12 protein-coding genes and 1 pseudogene are annotated in these 15941 nt (G+C 72.5%); 9 read left to right on the top strand and 4 right to left on the bottom strand.

What is annotated here, in order from left to right:
• Positions 1–28: 28 nt before the first annotated feature.
• Complete coding sequence (locus tag HF519_RS06340) at positions 29–511, bottom strand: adenosine-specific kinase (protein ID WP_169411038.1); 483 nt, start codon at positions 509–511, stop codon at positions 29–31.
• A gap of 166 nt (positions 512–677) precedes the next feature.
• On the opposite strand from HF519_RS06340, the gene HF519_RS06335 reads away from it, so the two are divergent.
• From HF519_RS06335 to HF519_RS33215, 4 genes and pseudogenes are all read left to right on the top strand, one after another.
• Positions 678–1745, top strand: coding sequence for an alpha/beta fold hydrolase (locus HF519_RS06335; protein WP_169411036.1), 1068 nt, complete (start codon positions 678–680; stop codon positions 1743–1745).
• A gap of 30 nt (positions 1746–1775) precedes the next feature.
• A complete protein-coding gene (locus tag HF519_RS06330; protein WP_169411034.1) occupies positions 1776–3779 on the top strand; it encodes an erythromycin esterase family protein in 2004 nt (667 codons plus the stop codon).
• Positions 3776–4129 carry an RtcB family protein gene (locus HF519_RS06325; RefSeq protein ID WP_312859935.1) on the top strand — a complete coding sequence of 118 codons (354 nt, stop codon included), beginning with the start codon at positions 3776–3778 and terminating at the stop codon, positions 4127–4129. Before HF519_RS06330 ends, HF519_RS06325 begins: the two co-directional genes overlap by 4 nt.
• 45 nt (positions 4130–4174) lie before the next feature.
• Positions 4175–4468, top strand: a pseudogene (locus HF519_RS33215) (HPF/RaiA family ribosome-associated protein); the annotation flags it as partial.
• A gap of 103 nt (positions 4469–4571) precedes the next feature.
• On the opposite strand, the gene HF519_RS30980 reads toward HF519_RS33215, so the two are convergent.
• Together HF519_RS30980 and HF519_RS06315 are read right to left on the bottom strand one after the other, a co-directional pair.
• Positions 4572–4931 (bottom strand): metallophosphoesterase family protein, encoded by a 360-nt coding sequence (locus tag HF519_RS30980; RefSeq protein ID WP_246242642.1) that lies wholly within the window; start codon positions 4929–4931, stop codon positions 4572–4574.
• Between the two features lie 367 nt (positions 4932–5298).
• Positions 5299–6201, bottom strand: a complete 903-nt coding sequence (locus tag HF519_RS06315) for a universal stress protein (protein WP_312859934.1) — start codon at positions 6199–6201, stop codon at positions 5299–5301.
• Between the two features lie 225 nt (positions 6202–6426).
• Between HF519_RS06315 and HF519_RS06310 the strand changes: the two genes are divergently transcribed.
• The gene (locus HF519_RS06310; protein ID WP_169411026.1) at positions 6427–8151 is read left to right on the top strand and encodes a SulP family inorganic anion transporter; all 1725 of its coding nucleotides are present in this window, start codon (positions 6427–6429) and stop codon (positions 8149–8151) included.
• On the opposite strand, the gene HF519_RS06305 is transcribed toward HF519_RS06310, so the two are convergent.
• On the bottom strand, positions 8140–9066 hold the full coding sequence (locus HF519_RS06305) for a universal stress protein (protein ID WP_169411024.1): 927 nt from the start codon (positions 9064–9066) through the stop codon (positions 8140–8142). The genes HF519_RS06310 and HF519_RS06305 overlap by 12 nt on opposite strands.
• A gap of 402 nt (positions 9067–9468) precedes the next feature.
• Between HF519_RS06305 and HF519_RS06300 the strand changes: the two genes are divergently transcribed.
• The 4 genes from HF519_RS06300 (at position 9469) to HF519_RS06285 (ending at position 15940) form a co-directional block, all read left to right on the top strand.
• Positions 9469–12063, top strand: a complete 2595-nt coding sequence (locus tag HF519_RS06300; protein ID WP_169411022.1) for a cation-translocating P-type ATPase — start codon at positions 9469–9471, stop codon at positions 12061–12063.
• A gap of 156 nt (positions 12064–12219) precedes the next feature.
• On the top strand, positions 12220–13995 hold the full coding sequence (gene acsA / locus HF519_RS06295) for an acetate--CoA ligase (protein ID WP_169411100.1): 1776 nt from the start codon (positions 12220–12222) through the stop codon (positions 13993–13995).
• Positions 13992–14969: a pyruvate dehydrogenase (acetyl-transferring) E1 component subunit alpha gene (gene pdhA / locus HF519_RS06290; protein WP_211169619.1), complete on the top strand. Its 978-nt coding sequence runs from the start codon at positions 13992–13994 to the stop codon at positions 14967–14969. Before acsA ends, pdhA begins: the two co-directional genes overlap by 4 nt.
• Positions 14966–15940 (top strand): alpha-ketoacid dehydrogenase subunit beta, encoded by a 975-nt coding sequence (locus HF519_RS06285; protein WP_169411020.1) that lies wholly within the window; start codon positions 14966–14968, stop codon positions 15938–15940. The genes pdhA and HF519_RS06285 overlap by 4 nt, the downstream gene beginning before the upstream one ends.
• The last annotated feature ends 1 nt before the right edge of the window (position 15941 follow it).

Below are 15941 nucleotides of genomic sequence, written 5' to 3'. Positions count from 1 at the left end.
ACGCGTGCACTCGGTCAGCCCGCCTGACTCACAGCTTGTAACCGATCCGGCGTAGGAGTGCCTTGCGCTGGTCCTCGTCATGTGAGCTCTCCACCCCTCGCGGCGATCCGCCGTCAATCACCCCGAGGACCCCGCGGCCGAGATCGGTCTCGGCCAGCAGCACCTGCACCGGGTTGGCTGTGGCACAGAAGATCGTGCAGATCTCGCTGACCTGCTTGAGCCGGTTCAGGACGCTGACCGGGTGGCCATCCCGGAGCAGCACCACAAAGGAGTGTCCGGCCCCGATCGCCTGGGCGTTCCGCACGGCGAGCGCGACCAGTTCCGGGTCGTTGCCCGAGCGGCGCACGAGGCACGGCCCTGACGCCTCGCAGAACGCGATGCCGAAGTGCAGCTGGGGTGCCGCCTCGGCGAGCGTCTCGTGAATGTCCTCCACGGTCTTGATGAAGTGCGCTTGGCCCAGGACGAGCTCGACGTCCTCACCGGTCTCGATCGGCACCACGGTCAGGTCCACGTCACACCTCCCGTCCGGGCACAGCCCGATCCTCGGCCGACCGTGCCGGGTTCGTCAGATGCCCAACGGCGCTCCGGTGCAGGGCCGATCGGCACTGGGCCGGGCTGCCCACCGGCCGACACCCTCTTCAGATGCCGTACCAGCGGAGGGTGGCGGGCGCACTGTCATGACCCGCCTGCCGGACATCGCGCTCGACATGCTGGACCAGATCCGGCGCGCTACGGGGCTGCTGTTCGATGCTCTCGGTTCCGGGCCGCGCACCACCCCGTCCACCGTCCTCAACATTGCGCCGGGAGTGCGACTGCACGTCTACCCCTCGGCCTCGCCGTCCGGCTCCCCGGTGCTGCTCGTGCCGGCGCCGATCAAACGCTCCTACATCTGGGACATCGAGCCGGACCTCAGTGTCGTGGCCCGCTGCCTGGAGCACGGCATGCGTGTCCACCTGGTGGAATGGACCGATCCGGGACGCGCCCAACAACGGTTCGGGCTCGACCAGTACGCCGATCGCCTGCTCGTGGAGTGCCTGCGGGTGGTCACCGAGCGGACCGGCGCCCAGCGCGTCCCCCTGGTCGGACACTCGCTGGGCGGAACGTTCAGCGCCGTCTGCGCGGCCCGCCACCCCGACCTCGTGACCGCCATCGCGCTACTCGAGGCTCCGCTGCACTTCGGGACCGATGCAGGCGCGTTCACGCCTTTCGTGTCCGCGACGCCGGCCGCGTCGTCGCCTCCGCTCTCGGCGGGCGGCGTACCGGGCTCGCTGCTCGACATCGTTGCCGCCACCGCCGCGCCGGCCGAGTTCCAGCTCGACCGCTGGACCGATTTCGTGCGAAGCGCCGCCGACCCGGTGACGCTGGCGTCGTATCTGCGCGTACTGCGCTGGACCATGGACGAGTTCCGGCTACCGGAACACCTGTTCTCCGACGTCGTCGAGCGGCTGTACCGCGCCGACGAGTTCATGCGCGGCACGCTCGTGGTGGACGGGCGGCCCGTCGGAGCCGCAACACTGGTCGTGCCGATGCTCAACGTCGTCGATCCTCGCTCCGACGTGGTCCCAACGTGCTCGATCATGCCGTTCCACGAGGCGGCCGCCAGCGCCGAGAAGCGGGTGCTCGAGTACCACGGCGACACGGGAGTGGCCGTACAGCACGTCGGCGTACTCGTCGGGCACAACGCCCATCGTGACCTGTGGCCGGAGATCCTCGGTTGGCTGACCGGTCTGCCCACGTCGCGATGAATCCTTGACCACTCCCCACGAGGAGGCCCCATGTCCGATCGAGTGTTCCGGGACCGGAGGGACGCAGGCCGGGTCCTGGCCGGCCTCCTCGGTCGTTACCGGGGCGGTACCGACGTCGTGGTCCTCGGGTTGGCACGGGGCGGTGTGCCGGTCGCCTACGAGGTCGCTCGAGCCCTGCGTGCTCCGCTCGACGTGTTCGTGGCCCGCAAGCTCGGTGTTCCCGAACACGCGGAGCTGGCCATGGGAGCAATCGCCGGTGGGGGGGTCGTCGTCATCGACGACGATGTTGTCCGGGGCCTGCGCGTCACCCCCGAACAACTTCGACAGGTGGCCGAGCAGGAGGGCCGCGAGCTGCTCCGCCGCGAGCGGGCCTACCGGGACGACCGGCCGGCGCCCGACGTCCACGGCAAGACCGTCATCCTGGTCGACGACGGCCTCGCCACCGGTTCGAGCATGTACGCGGCCGTCGAGGCGCTGCGCCGGTTGCGGCCCGCCCGGATCGTCGTCGCCGTGCCGGCCGCGCCGCAGTCCACTTGCCGTGAGTTGGGGGCCGTGGTCGACGAGATGGTCTGCGCGACCACTCCGTCACCCTTCTACGCGGTCGGGCAGTCCTACTGGAACTTCTCCCAGACCACCGACGCCGACGTCCGCAGGCTGTTGCAGGCGGCATCGGCGCTCGCTCCTGCCGCGCCGGAGAGCGCCACCGCGGTGGAGATCCTCCGTGCCGCCGCGGTGCCCACGGAGGACGGCGTTCCGCCCGGCGACATCCTGTCCGACCTGGTCGGCGACGCGCACTTCGTGCTGATCGGAGAGGCGAGCCACGGTACCCATGAGTTCTACGCGGCGCGCGCCGCCATGACGCAGCAACTCATCGAGGAGAAGGGTGTCTGTGCGGTGGCGATCGAGGCGGACTGGCCCGACGCCTACCGGGTGAACAGGTACGTCCAGGGTCGTGGCGATGACCGGATCGCCGAGGAGGCGCTGCGCGGCTTCGAACGCTTCCCCACGTGGATGTGGCGCAACGCGGCCGTACTGGAGTTCGTGGGGTGGTTACGGGAGCGCAACGACCGGTCCGGGGAGGAGCGTGGCCGGGTCGGCTTCTTCGGCCTCGATCTCTACAGCCTCTACCGCTCCATCCACGAGGTCATCGCGTACCTGGACGGCGTGGACCCGGCCGCCGCGGCACGCGCCCGCGAGCGCTATGCCTGCTTCGACCACCACCACACCGAGGACGGCCAGGCCTACGGTTTCGCGGCGGCGTTCGGTGCTGGCGAGACGTGTGAGCGCGAGGTGCTCGACCAGCTCGCCGACATGCAACACCACGCACTGGAGTACGCGCGGCGCGACGGGTGGCCGGCCGAGGACGAGCTCTTCTACGCCGAACAGAATGCACATACCGTGAAGAACGCGGCCGAGTACTACCGCTCCATGTACACCGGACGGTCCTCGTCGTGGAACCTGCGCGACCGCCACATGGTGGACACCCTGGACGCGGTGGCCGCGCATCTCACCCGACAGCGGGGCGAGCCGGCGAAGATCGTCGTATGGGCCCACAACTCCCACCTCGGTGACGCCCGCGCGACGGAGTCCACCGTCCGCGGAGAGCTGAACGTCGGGCAGCTCATGCGGGAGCGGCACGGCCTCGACTGCCGCACCCTCGGCTTCACCACCTACACCGGCACGGTGACGGCAGCCGACCAGTGGGGTGGTGCGGCGCAGCGCAAGTGGGTCCGCCCGGCGCTGCCCGGCAGCACCGAGGAGCTCTTCCACGAGGTGGGCGTCAAGGAGTTCCTGATCCCGTTCGGCGTGGCCCCGCACGCTGCCGAGGTCCTGCGCGCGGTCCGCCTGGAACGCGCGATCGGCGTCATCTACCGGCCCGAGACCGAGCGCCAGAGCCACTACTTCCAGGCTCGGATGGCCGACCAGTTCGACGCCGTGATCCACATCGACGACACCCGAGCGGTTGAACCGCTTGAACGAACAGCTCACTGGGAGACCGGCGAGGTCCCGGAAACGTATCCGTTCGCCGTGTGACGGTTCGACAGGACCGACCCGGAGGCGGGACGCCGGACCTGGCGAGGGCCGGTCAGCCCGTGCTGGTACCCGGCTCCATGGGAACCGCCTCCAACGGGCTCGCCGGTACCCACGACGGCGTGGCGTTCCACTCCGCATGCCACGCCGCGACGCGGGCGATCACCGGCCGGAAGCTGAGACACGAGCTGGAGGAAGCCGGGATCGCGGTCCGGGCCGCCTCGCAACGGGGACTAGCCGAGGAGGCGCCGTTCTCCTACAAGGACGTCGACGAGATCGTCGACTGCCGCGAGCACGCAGGACTGGCCCGGCGCGTGGCGCGGTTACGCCCGCTCGGGGTGGTCAAGGGATGAGGCTCGGCCCCCCGAAGGGCGGCAGCGCCGGAGAAGGAGCAGCACATGCGTCAGGAACGAGAGCGACTCACCGTGCCGGAGATCGTCGTCCAGCTGGAGGGCGGGGTGCAGCCGGACCTGGCCGATTACGCGCGGGAGAAGGCCGCAACGGCGCTGCATCACAGCAGGCAACCTGCACTGCACGTCCGGGTCCGGGTCGTCCGTCACGGCGACCCGGCCCGGGAGCGACCGGTCACCGCGCAGGTCAACATCGATCTCAACGGCCAGCTCGTCCGGGTGCAGACCTCCGCGTCCACCCCGCGCGAGGCGGTGGACCGGCTCGTCGCCCGGCTGCAGCACCGGCTGGAGCGGTGGCGCTGGACCGGGAGGCCCGGCGGAGCCGGATGTACCACCGGGACCCACACGAGTGGCAGCACGACGCACCACCCGCGCAGCGCAAACCCTACTTCCCCCGGCCGCCCGAGGGGCGGGAGATCATCCGGCGCAAGCAGCCCGGAGGCGGCGGGTGATCCACGCTGCTTCGCCGGGTCGACGAGGCGGTGTGGCAGTAGTCGAGTGCGAGCGGGACCGCCTCCACCCGCACCGGCCCGTGGTCATCGACCGTCACCAGCCACAGCAGGCCGAGGTCGTTGCGCAACCGCGGATGCCTGGCGTAGTCGTCGATGAAGTCGCCGAGGTCATGGAGGATCCCGTCCTGGACACCGAGGAGCACGTGCGCGGAGTGTCCGGCGACCGGCGTGGCCCCGGCCGACCGGAACTCGGCCGCCGCCCGCCGCACATGGGCGAGTGGCTCGGCGACCATGTTCGGCCCCCGTGCGGGGACACCACCACGACCTCGGCATCCAGGGCGGCGATACCGTCCAGCAGCCACCCTGGGAGGTGGCCCGCACCAGAGATCGGCGTAGGCGACGCCGGGGCGGCTCGGTCCCGCCTCGAACGCAGCGGGATGGTCGGTGACGCCCACGACTCCCACACGGGCGCCGCCCCGGGCGAGAACGACCGGTGCCCGCGCAGCGGCCTGGTCCACCCCGGCCCCGGCCCAGGCGAAGCCGGCGGCGTCGAACAGGGCAGAAGGCGGCACGTGCGGGATCCGCTCTCCCACTCCACGGCCGAGCATGGTGTCTTCGGCCAGGGCGATTCTCACCATTCCCCGGTCCGGGTGCGGACGGTCACGAACGCCCCGCTTGGTCGGGCCGCACGATCACGACGGGGCAGCGCGCATGGTGCACCAGGGCCTGGCTGGTCGAGCCGAGAAGCAGACCGATGAAGCCGCCCCGTCCGCGGGCCCCGACGACGACCAGTCGGGCACCGGCCGAGCGTTCCACCAACACCCGCGCCGGGCTGTCACGGACCACCACCCGCTCCACCGGCACGTCCGGATACTTCTGCGCCAACCCGGCCAGCCGCTCGGCCAGCAACCGATGCTCCTCGGCCTCGATCGCCTCCCAGTCCACGAACCCGGCGGCGGCCGGATCCATCACCGCGTCCTGCCAGGCGTGCACCGCGACCAGCGCGCTGCGGTGGGCATCGGCGTCCGCGAACGCGAAGGCCAGCGCCGTGTCGCTCAGCGGCGACCCGTCCACACCGACGACGACGGGACCCTCCAGTGCCACCGCGACGTCCTGGTCCGTGCCCCGGACCACCACGACCGGGCATGCCGCATGCGCGGCCACCGCCACCGTCACCGAGCCCACCAGCAGGCCGCTGAACCCCCCGAGGCCACGGTTGCCGAGCACGACAAGCTGAACCTCTCGCGATTCGTCCAGCAGAGCGGGAACCGGATATCCCTCCAGCACCTGCGGCACGACCTCGACGTCGGGTGCGACCCCCCGGGCCACGTCCGCGGCCGCCGCCACCTGCGCGCGGGCGATCTCGAGCAGCGCCTCCTGATAGTCCGGCCCCCAGTTCGGCTCACCGAAGTGCCGGACACTGCTCCCGCCGGAGGCCGTCACCACCCGCAGCGGCACCCGCAACCGCAGCGCCTCCTGGGCGGCCCACTGCACGGCCCGCAACGCCGGCTCCGATCCGTCCACCCCGACCAGTACCGGGCGACCACCCTGCAGATCCGCCACCGCGACCCCTCCTCGCGTCACCGCCTGCCACGACGCTGCCACCCCGGCCGGGGCACCAGGAGCGGCCATCGGCTCACATCACCGGGCCGTTCGGCCCAGGACCCGCAGGGACCACGCCCATGGGCGCTCCCCCTGCGCACACCCAGGATGGGAGACGGCCCAACCTCGGCATCCGGGCGGAGTGATCATGCGCGTGGGTACAGCCGGACCATGAGCGCGCCTCGCATGACTCGACCGTCGTTCGGAACGGCGTTGCGACCGGGGCTGGCCGCCCTGCATCGCCGCGATGGCCCCGCGCTGCGGGGTGATCTGCTGGCCGGGCTCACCGTCGCCGCCTACCTGGTGCCGCAGGTTCTGGCCTACGCCGAGCTCGCGGGACTGGCACCGGCGGTCGGGCTGTGGGCGGTCGTCACGGCACTCGTGGTCTACGCCGTCCTGGGCTCGTCTCCGCAGCTGTCCGTGGGCCCGGAGTCGACGACCGCGCTGATGACCGCGGTCGCCATCGCGCCGCTGGCCGGCGCCGATCCGGGCCGCTATGCCGCGCTGGCGGCCGGGCTGGCCCTGATGGTCGGGGGCATCTGCCTGCTCGGCCGGGTCGCCCGGCTGGGGTTCCTCGCCGACCTGCTGTCCCGACCCGTCCTCGTCGGCTACCTGACCGGCATCGCGCTCATCATGATCGTCAGCCAGCTGGAGAACATGACGGGGGTGCCCGTGGAGGGCAGCACCTTCCCGCCCGACCTCGCCTCCTTCGCCACCCACCTCGGCAGCGTCCACCTGCCGACGGTGCTTCTCGGCACGAGCGTGCTCGCGTTCCTGCTGGTGGGCAGCCGGCTGCTGCCCCGCGCGCCGATACCACTGCTCGGGGTCCTGCTGGCCACCGCCGCGGTCGGTGCCCTCGCGCTGTCGCGCTACGGCATCGAGACCGTCGGACCGGTCCCCGCCGGTCTGCCCAGGCCTGCGCTGCCGGCGCTCGGCCCCGACGATCTGGCGCAGCTGATCCTCCCGGCCATCGGCGTCGCGATCGTGGGCTACTCCGACAACGTGCTCACCGGGCGGGCCTTCGCCACCCACCACCGCGAGAACATCGACGCCGACCAGGAGATGCTCGCGCTCGGCGCCGCGAACGTGGTGGTCGGGCTGTTCCACGGCTTCCCGGTCAGCAGCAGCGGCAGCCGGACCGTCATCGGCGACGCTCTCGGCAGCCGCAGCCAGCTGTACTCGCTGGTCGCCCTCGTGGCGGTGTTGGCGGTGCTGCTCGTCGGGGGCCCGGTCCTCGCCGCCTTTCCCACAGCAGCCTTGGGAGCCCTGGTCATCTACGCCGCGCTGCGGTTGATCGAGCTCGGCGAGTTCCGTCGGATCGCCCGGTTCCGCCGCACCGAGCTGGCCCTGGCGCTGGCCACCACGGCCGCCGTGATCAGTCTGGGCGTGCTGTACGGCGTCCTCGCTGCGGTCGCGCTGTCCATCCTGGACCTACTGCGCCGGGTCTCCCGCCCGCACGACGGGATCCTCGGCTTCGCCCCCGGCCTGGCAGGCATGCACGATATCGACGACTATCCCGACGCCACCGTCGTTCCCGGCCTCGTCGTCTACCGCTACGACGCACCCCTGTGCTTCGCCAACGCCGAGAACTTCCACCGACGCGCCCTCGCCGCGCTCGATGACGCACCGAGCGCACCCTCGTGGCTGCTGCTCAATGTCGAGGCATTCACCGACGTCGACCTCACCGCCACCGACATGCTGCACCAACTCCACGACGAACTCGCCCGCCGACGGATCGTGCTCGCCCTCGCCCGCGTCAAACAGGAACTGCGCGCGAGCCTGCAGGCCAGCGGCCTCCTCACCCGGATCGGTGAGGACCGGATCTTCCCCACCTTGCCCACCGCGGTGCAGGCGTTCCACGCGGAGCACGGACCACCCGGATCGGCGGGGCTCTCCCGTTCAGCAGGCTGAACCGGGTGGCGCGACCGGTGCGGAACGCTCTTCGGCACGGGGGGCATCGTCGACCGTCGTGATCGGCTTGGTCACCACGACCGGGCACGGCGCGAACTCGACGAGGGCATGGCTGGTGGATCCGAGCAGCATGCGGTGGGACGGTGTGCTGCCGCGGTGCCCGACGACCAGCAAGCGGGCGGTGCCCGCACGATCGAGCAGTTCGCGCAGTGGATCGTTCTCAACGGTCTGTCGCTCGACCCGCAGTCCAGGGTGGCGGGCCAGGACGGGCGCGAGCCGTGCGTCCAGCAGTGCGGCACCGCGTGCGGCCAGGACATCCCCGTCCTCGGGCAGCCGTCCTACCCGGCCGGGCCCGTCGGCGACGACCTCGGACCAGGTGTGCACTGCGACCAGGGGGGCGCCGATCGACTCGGCCAGTTCCGCGGCGAACTCCAGTGCGGCCGCACCCGCTGCGGAGTCATCCACTCCGACAACGATGGGGCCCCCGCGGGGTGGCGGTATCTGCGGTGCGCTACCGCGAACGACCGCGACCGGGCAGGCGGCCCTGCCGATGAGTGCGAACGCGGTCGAGCCGGCCAGCATCCCGGACCAGGCTCCGTCGCCGTAGCTGCCCAGCACCAGCAGCCGCGCCCCTGCCGACCGCTCCACCAGCAGGTCGACGGCGCCTCCCGGCACGATCTCGATGTCGAGCGACCCGGCGCCGGCGCGATCGGCGGCGTCGAGCAACTCGCGCAGCCAGGTGGGCACCGTCGCGATCGGGGCATCGTCCCGTTCACCGAGGACGGTGTGCACCAGGCACAGCGGGGCGTGCCACGCTGCCGCGATGTCTGCGGCCCAGGCCAGAGCGTGCCGGGCCGAGTCCGACTGGTCGACCCCGACCACGATCCGCCGAGGCTCTGTCGTTCTGGCATCCATCCGGCGGCCTCCTCCAGCGCGGTCCCGAGCGGGTAGATCGCAAGCCTCGCCGGGCCGTGGTGCCGAACCCAGGGGCAGCGGGCCGCAGACAGCGGGACGAAAGGCCCGCGGTTCCGGCTTCGTCGACCTCCCGCTCGGCGCCGCAGGCTTGATCTGCCTATGTCCTGGCCCCTCGGGGTTGAACGGCCCGTGCGCAACCGACCCTCGGCCCGTCCGCGGGGGGCCTCCTCCCGTCGCTCCACGCATCGGCACGAGGAACGCTTGTCGGTGAGCCGATCCGAAGGGGACCTTCATGCGCAGCGGCCTGCGGGACCACGAGCCGCTCGCCCCCGCGTGGGCCGACGGCGAGCGCGGCTGCCGGCCACCAGTGACCGAAGCGGGACGTGTCCCGGCGGGGCCACGATGAACACCGCCCCGGGACCCGCCCTCCGGACCAGCACGCTGGAAAGCCCCTGGACGGCGCCGCCCGCGGACGTCGCCCGTGCGCTCGGGGTGGACCCGGCGGTCGGGCTCGCCGGGGCCGAGGCCGCTGATCGGCTGCTCACCAACGGTCTCAATGACCTGCCTCGGGACCCGCCGCGCTCGATCCTGCATTCGGTCCTCGCGCAGCTGCGCGAGACCATGATCCTCGTCCTACTGGTGGCCGCCGGGCTGACCGCGATCACCGGTGATCTCGCCGACTGCGCAGTGATCCTGCTGGTGATCACGGTCAACACGACCGTCGGCGTTCTGCAGGAACGACGCGCGGTCGGGGCGGTGACGGCGCTGCGCTCGCTCGCGACGCCGTACGCCACCGTCGTGCGCGACGGCACGGCGCAGCGGATCGCCGCCCGCGGGCTGGTGCCGGGTGACGTGCTGCGAGTCGCCGAGGGCGACGTCGTCGGCGCCGACGCACGCCTCGTTGACGCCCACGAACTGCAGGTCGACGAGGCGCTGCTCACCGGGGAGTCGCTGCCGGCGGAGAGGGACGCGCAGGCGGACACTCCCGCGTCCGCCGTCCTGAGCGACCGGCGGACGATGCTGCACGGCGGCACGCTCGTCGTCCACGGCACCGGTACCGCCGTCGTCGTCGCGACGGGCCCGCGGACGGCGCTCGGCGGGATCGCGGCGCTGCTGCACGAGCGGGACGTCCCGGACACTCCGCTGCAGCGCCGGCTCGCGGCCCTCGGCCGCCGGCTCTCCCTCGCTGCCACGCTCGGGTGCGCGCTCGTCGTGGTGCTGGGTCTGTTCCGTGGCGAGCCGTGGGAGCTGATGGTGGTGGCCGGGATCAGCCTGGCCGTCGCGGCGATCCCGGAGTCGCTCCCCGCAGTCGTCGCGCTCGCGCTGGCCGCCGCGACCCGCCGGATGGCCGCACGTGGCGCGATCGTCCGCTCGCTGCCTGCGGTGGAGGCGCTGGGGTCGGTGACCGTGCTCGCCACGGACAAGACCGGGACATTGACCTTCGGGAGCACCGCCTGCGTCGGGCTGTGGACGCCGGACACCGGCGAGTTCGGGCTCGGAATGGCCGCCCCGGTCCTCGAGGGGCCGGGAATCCTCGACGGGACCGGCCCGCTTGCCCTGCTGGAGGCCGCGGCGCTCTGCAACGACGCGCAGCCCGGCGCGGGAGGCACCGAAGGGGCGCTGCTCGAAGCGGCCGTGGAGGCCGGGATCGACGTCGTCGCGCTGCGCCGGGACCTCGCCCGCACCTCCCAGGTGCCGTTCGACTCGAACCGCCGGTCGATGCGCACGTGGCACGCGAGCCCGGGCGGAAGCCTGGAGGTCGTCAAGGGTGCACCGGAGGTGGTACTGACCGAGGTCCCTACCGTGCCGGACGCCGAGAGCGTCGTGGACCGCTGGACCGGAATCGGCCGGCGAGTGCTCGCGGTCGCCGCCGGGCCCCCCGGGGCGATCCGCCTGCTCGGGCTGCTCGCGTTGGCCGACCCGGTGCGACCGGATGCCCGCAGAGCGGTGCTGGCGGCGCGAGCGGCCGGGATCCGGACGATCATGATCACCGGGGACCATCCGGGCACCGCGGCCGCGGTTGCACGCGACACCGGCCTGATCGCCGCCGGCGACCTGCCGGACGATCCTGGGAGTGGGCTGCGCAGCGTGTATGCACGCACCGACCCCGGCGGCAAGCTGGACATCGTCGCTGCGTGGCAGCGGGCCGGCCACCTCGTCGCGATGACCGGTGACGGGGTGAACGACGCACCGGCGTTGCGCGCCGCCGACGTCGGCGTCGCCATGGGCCGGCGCGGCACCGAGGTGGCCAAGGAGGCCGCGGATGTCGTGCTCACCGACGACAGCCTGGGCACGATCGTGGCTGCGGTCGCCGAAGGCAGGCGGGTGTTCGACAACGTCCGCCGCTTCGTGCGCTACGGGCTCTCCGGCGGGTTGGCGGAACTGCTGGTGATGCTCGTCGGGCCGTTCATGGGAATGCCGCTGCCGCTGCTGCCGGCCCAGATCCTGTGGGTCAACCTGGTGACGCACGGGCTGCCCGGGGTGGCGATCGGTTCCGAGGTCGCCGAACCGGACGTCCTGCGCCGCGCTCCCCGGCCACCCCATGAGGGCATCCTCACCCGGCGCACCGCCACCGAGATCCTCATCGTCGGATCCGTGATCGCGGCCGCCTGTCTCGGCCTGTCCGGCTGGGCGGCAACGCAGGGGATGCCCTGGCAGACTCTGCTGTTCGCCACGCTCGCGCTGGCCCAACTCGGTGTCGCGCTCACCACGCGATCGGACAGCCGTCCACTCTGGCGGACCTCCCCGGCCGGCAATCCGTTCCTCTACGGCGCGGTCTCGCTCAGCCTGGCCGGGCTGCTGGCGGCGATCTATGCGCCCGGTCTGTCCGATCTGCTGGGTACCGCCCCGCTGAGCGGCGCCGAACTGGGGCTGGCCGCTGCGGTTGCTGCCGTTCCGGCACTGCTGATCGAAGCGGCGAAGGTGGCGAGAGGCCGGCGCAGCCGGCGGGCAGACAGCCATCCCGGGTCGGCGGCTGAGCCGCTACGTGTCACCTGAGCCCGCGGTTCGGCCGTCGAACGGCCCGCGCGAACCGGCCGATCGACCCTCGTGGCGCCGCGGCGGCCGGCGACAACCTGATCCCATGCACACGTGCCCGAGCGTCGCCTCCCCGCCGTACGCCTGCCGGGCCCGGCCGTGACCGTCGAGCGGACGCTGCGGTCGGAGACGATTCACAAGCGCGGCGATGAGCGGGTCGAGGCCTACCTCGTCGACTACGACCGGGCCCGTCGCGAGTTCAGCTGGGAGCAGGCGCGCGCCGCGCTCTCCGGGCTGTCCGGCGGGACCGGGCTGAACATCGCGTTCGAGGCCGTCGACCGGCACGCCGCGGGGTCGCGCGCGAGCATCACCGCGTTGCGCTGGCTGGATCGCGCCGGCGGCGTGCAGGAGATCAGCTACCGCGACCTCGCGGAACTCACCGCGCGCTTCGCCAACGTGCTCGGTGCCCTCGGCGTGCGTCCCGGTGAGCGCGTGTTCACCCTGCTCGGGCGCGTGCCGGACCTCTACGTGGCTGCGCTGGGCGCGCTGAAGGCCCGCTGCGTGCTCTCCCCGCTGTTCGCCGCGTTCGGGCCCGAGCCGGTGGCCGAGCGGATGCGCCTGGGCGAGGCCGCGGTCCTGGTGACCACGCCGGCGCTGTACCGCCGCACCGTCGCCCCGATCCGGGACCGGCTCCCGGCGCTGCGGCACGTCCTGTTGACCGGACCCACCGAGACCGACTTGTCCGGCACCGGGAGCCTCGCCGGTCTGCTGAGCGCGGCCTCCCCGGAGTTCACCATCGGCCCGACCGACCCGCAGGACGCCGCGCTGCTGCACTTCACCAGCGGGACGACCGGCCGGCCCAAGGGAGCGCTGCACGTGCACGAGGCCGTCGTCGCTCACCACGTGACCGCCCGGTTCGCCCTCGACCTGCGCCCCGACGACGTCTTCTGGTGCACCGCCGACCCGGGCTGGGTCACCGGTACCTCCTACGGGATCATCGCGCCGCTGGTCATCGGGGCCACGATGCTCAGCGACGAGAGCGAGTTCGACGCCCGCCGCTGGTACCGCGTGCTCGCCGAACAGCGCGTCAGTGTCTGGTACACCGCGCCCACTGCGATCCGGATGCTGATGCGCCGGGGTCCGGAGGAGGCCGCCCGGCACGACCTGTCGGCCCTGCGCCTCATCGCGAGCGTCGGCGAGCCACTCAACCCGGAGGCGGTCCGCTGGGGCGCGGAGGTACTGGGGCGGCCGGTGCACGACAACTGGTGGCAGACCGAGACCGGCGCCATCATGATCGGCAATTTCGCGGCCGCCGAGATCCGGCCGGGCTCGATGGGCCGCCCGCTGCCGGGAATCGATGCCGGCCTGCTGGAGCGCGGACCGAACGGACGCGCGCTGGTCGACGCCGATGGCCGTGTGCGCCCATTGGAGGAGGCCGCCGAGGGCGAGCTGGCGCTGCGCGCGGGCTGGCCGTCGATGTTCCGCGGCTACCTGCACGACGCCGATCGCTACGCGGCTGCGTTCGCCGACGGCTGGTACCTCACCGGCGACGTCGCCCGCCGCGACGCCGACGGCTGGTACTGGTTCGTCGGCCGGGCCGACGACGTGATCAAGTCCGCCGGTCACCTGGTCGGCCCTTTCGAGGTGGAGAGCGCGCTGATGGCACACCCCGCGGTGGCCGAGGCCGGAGTGATCGGCACGCCGGACCCGGTGGCCGGGGAGCTGGTCAAGGCGTTCGTGACGCTGCGTGCGGGGGTGGAGCCGACCGAGGAGCTGCGCACCGAGCTGCTCGGCTTCGGGCGCCGCGCGCTGGGCAGCGTCGCTCCGCGCGAGATCGTCTTCGACGACGCGCTGCCGCACACCCGCAGCGGCAAGGTCATGCGCCGGCTGCTCAAGGCCCGCGAGCTGGGCCTCCCGGAGGGGGACCTGTCCACCCTGGAGGTGACCCGATGACCGCGTCGCTCCGGGAGGAGAAGGACCGCCTGGAGCTGCTGACCGAGATGCTGCGCATCCGGCGTTTCGAGGAGCGCAGCGTGGAGCTCTACAGCAGCGCCGCGATCCGCGGGTTCCTGCACCTGTGCATCGGCGAGGAGGCCGTGGCGGTCGGCGTGTTGCAGGCCCTCGGCGCCGACGACGCGGTGGTCTCCACCTATCGCGAGCACGGGCATGCGCTGGCCCGGGGGGTGCCGATGCAGGCCGTGTTCGCCGAGATGTTCGGCCGCACCACCGGGTGCAGCCGCGGGCGGGGCGGCTCGATGCACCTGTTCGACGCCTCCCGCCGGTTCTACGGCGGCAACGCCATCGTCGCAGGCGGGATCCCGGTGGCCGTGGGGCTGGCGCTGGCCGACGCGATGCAGCGGCGGCCGCTGGTCACCGCGTGCCTGTTCGGCGACGGCGCGGCCGCGGAGGGCGAGTTCCACGAGTCGCTCAACCTCGCCGCCCTGTGGCGGCTGCCGGTCGTGTTCTGCTGTGAGAACAATCAGTACGCGATGGGCACCGCCCTGGCCCGCAGCCACGCCCAGACCGACCTCGCGCTGCGCGCCGCCTCCTACGGCCTGCGGTCCTGGGCCGTCGACGGGATGGACGTGCTCGCGGTGCGCGACGCCGCCCGGCTGGCCGTGGACACCGCGCGGGCGGGTGGTGGCCCCTGCTTCCTGGAGCTGCGGACCTACCGCTTCCGCGCGCACTCGATGTACGACGCCGACCGCTACCGGGGCAAGGCCGAGATCGCCCGCTGGCGCGAGCGGGATCCCGTCGAGCTGCTGGCGTCCGCTCTGGTGGCCGAGGGCGTGATCGACACGGCTCGGCGCGCGGCACTGGAGGCGGAGGTCGCCGCGGAGATCGACCGGGCCGTCGAGGCCGCCGAGGCCGCTTCGCTGGAGCCGGTCGAGGATCTCACCCGCTTCGTCCGGTCGGAGGTGTCATGAGCACGACCACCTACCGGGAGGCGTTCCGGGCGGGGCTGCGCGAGGCGCTCGCCGTCGACGACCGGGTCTTCCTCATGGGTGAGGACGTCGGCCGCTACGGCGGCTGTTTCGCCGTGAGCCAGGGCCTGCTGGAGGAGTTCGGCGAGCAGCGGATCCGGGACACGCCGCTGTCGGAGTCGGCCTTCGTCGGCGCCGGCATCGGTGCCGCTCTGGGCGGCATGCGCCCGATCGTCGAGATCATGACGGTCAACTTCAGCCTGCTCGCCCTGGATCAGATTCTCAACAACGCCGCCACCCTGCTGCACATGTCCGGCGGGCAGCTGGGCGTCCCGGTCGTGATCCGGATCCCGACCGGCCCCGGTCGGCAGCTCGCCGCGCAGCACTCGCACACGCTGGAGGGGTGGTACGCCCACATTCCCGGTCTCCGGGTGGTCGCTCCGGCGACGCTCGCCGACGCGCGGGGGATGCTGGCCACCGCCCTAATCGACCCCGACCCGGTGCTGATCTTCGAGCAGATCGCGCTCTACGGTGCGTCCGGTGAGCTGGCCGACGACGCGGGGCCGGTGGACCTCGACCACGCCGTGGTCCGCCGGCCCGGGTCCGACGTCACCCTGGTCGCGTACGGCGGTTCGCTGGCCCCGGCGCTGGCCGCGGCCGAGGAACTGGCCGTGGACGGCGTGTCCGCCGAGGTGGTGGACCTGCGCACGCTGCGACCGTTGGACACCGAAACCGTGCTGGAGTCGGTGCGCCGGACCCACCGGCTGGTCGTCGTGGACAACGGGTGGCGCAGTGGCAGCCTCTCCGCCGAGATCGCGGCCCGGGTGGCAGAGCACGCGCTCTACGAGCTGGACGCCCCGGTGGAACGGGTCTGCGCCGTCGAGGTACCGATTCCCTACCCGCGGCACCTGGAGGAGGCCGCTCTCCCCGGACCCGCTGACGTGATGGCCGCCGCGCGGCGGGCGGTCGGCTGAC

The organism is Pseudonocardia bannensis (assembly GCF_012911875.1).
Classification (GTDB): Bacteria; Actinomycetota; Actinomycetes; order Mycobacteriales; family Pseudonocardiaceae; genus Pseudonocardia; species Pseudonocardia bannensis.
The sequence above is the reverse complement of the archived record's forward strand: the minus strand, read 5'-3'. Positions and strand labels throughout refer to the sequence as shown.

Excerpts from the sequence above, each read along its gene's own strand:
- HF519_RS30980 (WP_246242642.1), bottom strand. The coding sequence starts at position 4,931 with ATGGTCGCCGAGCCACTCGCCCATGTGCGGCGGGCGGCGGCCGAGTTC.
- HF519_RS06305 (WP_169411024.1), bottom strand. The coding sequence starts at position 9,066 with ATGGATGCCAGAACGACAGAGCCTCGGCGGATCGTGGTCGGGGTCGAC.
- HF519_RS06300 (WP_169411022.1), top strand. The coding sequence starts at position 9,469 with ATGAACACCGCCCCGGGACCCGCCCTCCGGACCAGCACGCTGGAAAGC.
- HF519_RS06285 (WP_169411020.1), top strand. The coding sequence starts at position 14,966 with ATGAGCACGACCACCTACCGGGAGGCGTTCCGGGCGGGGCTGCGCGAG.
- HF519_RS06310 (WP_169411026.1), top strand. The coding sequence starts at position 6,427 with ATGACTCGACCGTCGTTCGGAACGGCGTTGCGACCGGGGCTGGCCGCC.
- pdhA (WP_211169619.1), top strand. The coding sequence starts at position 13,992 with ATGACCGCGTCGCTCCGGGAGGAGAAGGACCGCCTGGAGCTGCTGACC.
- HF519_RS06330 (WP_169411034.1), top strand. The coding sequence starts at position 1,776 with ATGTCCGATCGAGTGTTCCGGGACCGGAGGGACGCAGGCCGGGTCCTG.
- HF519_RS06335 (WP_169411036.1), top strand. The coding sequence starts at position 678 with ATGACCCGCCTGCCGGACATCGCGCTCGACATGCTGGACCAGATCCGG.